Raw genomic sequence first — 2,108 nt, forward strand, 5'->3', positions numbered from 1 at the left:
CTCAATAATAGAATTAATGAAATCTACAAAAATAATGAAGCAGATGGCATTGTCATAACACATGGCACAGATACTCAAGAAGAAACTGCCTATTTTTTATCTCTAACCTCTCGTTATGATAAACCTGTAATAATAACTGGTTCTATGCGTCCTGCAACTGCTATAAGCGCCGACGGACCAAAAAACCTTTTTGATGCGGTAACTTTAGCAGCTTCAAAACAAGCAGCAAATAGCGGAGTATTGTTGGTATTTAATGAATATATATTTTCAGGTCGGGCTGCTTTAAAAACAAGTACAACCCATTTAAATGCTTTTACAGCTCCAAACAGCGGACCTATTGGACAGGTTTATGATGGAAAAGTTGTGATGTATGAAAAAATACTCCGTAAAACAAACAAGGATACGCCTTTTGATATCACAGGATTAAAAACACTTCCAGAAGTTGCAGTAGTAGAATTATATGCAGATGCTCCTGCAACAGCTATAAATGCGTATGTGAATTCTGGAGTAAAAGGAATTGTAACAGGTGGTTTAGGAAATGGAAATCTTAACAAGGTCAATTCAGATGCAGTCGCAGCTGCAGTGAAGAAAGGAGTAGTTGTAGTACGAGCCTCAAGAGTAGCAACTGGTAGAGTTACGCTTTTGGATGAAACGGATGATCAAAAATTAGGAACAATTGTAGCAGATGATTTAGTCCCTCAGAAAGCTAGAATTTTGCTAATGCTTGGACTTACACAAACAAACGACACAAAAAAACTGCAGGAGTACTTTTTTGAGTATTGATGCAGGCAGGAAAATGACGTAAAATAACAGTATTCTAAAAAATAAAAATATGCGTATACTATTTTTAATACTATCATTTAGTTTATTGGTGTCTAATGTTTATTCCCAACAAGAAAAGCAGGCCGATACAACGGTAAATCATACTGTACCATTAATAAAAGCTAATAAAGCCGATCTGTTGAATAACATTGATGTTATTTTTAATACTCAAATTGGACTAAATAATAATTTTGAGGGTGGAAATTACACAGGAAGTAGCTTTGAAATTAATCAGTTTAGATTTGAAGTAAAAGGAAAAGTCTATAAAGACAAAGTTTTTTTTAGATTTAGAGACAGATATACAAGAGATCCAGAAACGCAATCGGTAGATAACATTAGCCATTCAACAGATTTAGCATTTATTGGGTATAAAATATCTGATCGTACAAGTATTGCTATCGGAAAAATGACAGCAAATTGGGGAGGATATGAATTTGATATGAATCCAATTGATATTTATCAGTACAACGACATTGTAGATAATTCAGATAATTTTTTAACTGGGGTTCAATTTAATTGGACACTATCAAAAAATCATGTTTTATCGGGTCAGATATTAAATTCGAGAACGAAAAGTTTCACGGAACTATATGAGAATGTACCCGATGTTGAGGAAGCAAAATTCCCTGCTGCATACATTGGAAATTGGAATGGGAGTTTTCTAGATGGAAAATTTAAAACAATCTACAGTTTTAGTGTCTTTCAAGAAGCATTAAAAAATGGCAGACCAGTAAATATGTACTATACCGCGTTAGGAAATCAATTTCGGACAAAAAAATGGCTCTTCCAATATGATTTTAAATGGAGCATCGAAGATTTGGATCGAACTGGTGTTGTAAGTTCTCTTATTCCTGAGACTGTTTTAGATCATGCGGCAGAAAATGTTTATTACATAGAACACTGGCTCAGAACTGTCTACTCGATTAATGAACAATGGAAAATTTCCTTAATAGGAATGATAAGCACGTCTTATTGGAAGGATATATCATCACTAGAAAAGTCAGATAGGGTAAGAACAGCTTGGGGAGTAATTCCGACTGTTGAGTTTTATCCTATAAAAAACTTTAATTTAAAGTTTTTTGCTACTTATGTCGGAAGATATTACCGTTATAGCGATTATTCAAAAACAGTTTTAGGACAAGAAAATAATAATACAGGAAGAATAATGATCGGTGTAATATCGCCACTATTAGTTTTATAGTTGCTATTATTTATTTTAAAACGAGTTTTCATTAAAAATTAAATAAAAAAAAGGAAGATGTTTAGACTGCACCCAAAAGTTTAGA

Annotated in this window: 2 protein-coding genes; both read left to right on the forward strand. The window is 33.3% G+C overall.

What is annotated here, in order from left to right:
• Positions 1-783: asparaginase domain-containing protein (locus tag B3J44_RS21690; protein ID WP_286971371.1), on the forward strand; the 783-nt coding region annotated here is incomplete at its 5' end.
• Positions 784-832: 49 nt separating this feature from the next.
• Positions 833-2,023 carry a porin gene (locus B3J44_RS21695; protein ID WP_286971372.1) on the forward strand — a complete coding sequence of 397 codons (1,191 nt, stop codon included), beginning with the start codon at positions 833-835 and terminating at the stop codon, positions 2,021-2,023.
• Positions 2,024-2,108 lie beyond the last annotated feature (85 nt).

It is taken from the genome of Flavobacterium sp. UBA4854, assembly GCF_002399805.1.
GTDB lineage: Bacteria > Bacteroidota > Bacteroidia > Flavobacteriales > Flavobacteriaceae > Flavobacterium > Flavobacterium ginsengisoli.

Bases quoted from the DNA above. Each gene is read 5' to 3' on its own strand.
- B3J44_RS21695 (WP_286971372.1), top strand. From the start codon at position 833: ATGCGTATACTATTTTTAATACTATCATTTAGTTTATTGGTGTCTAAT.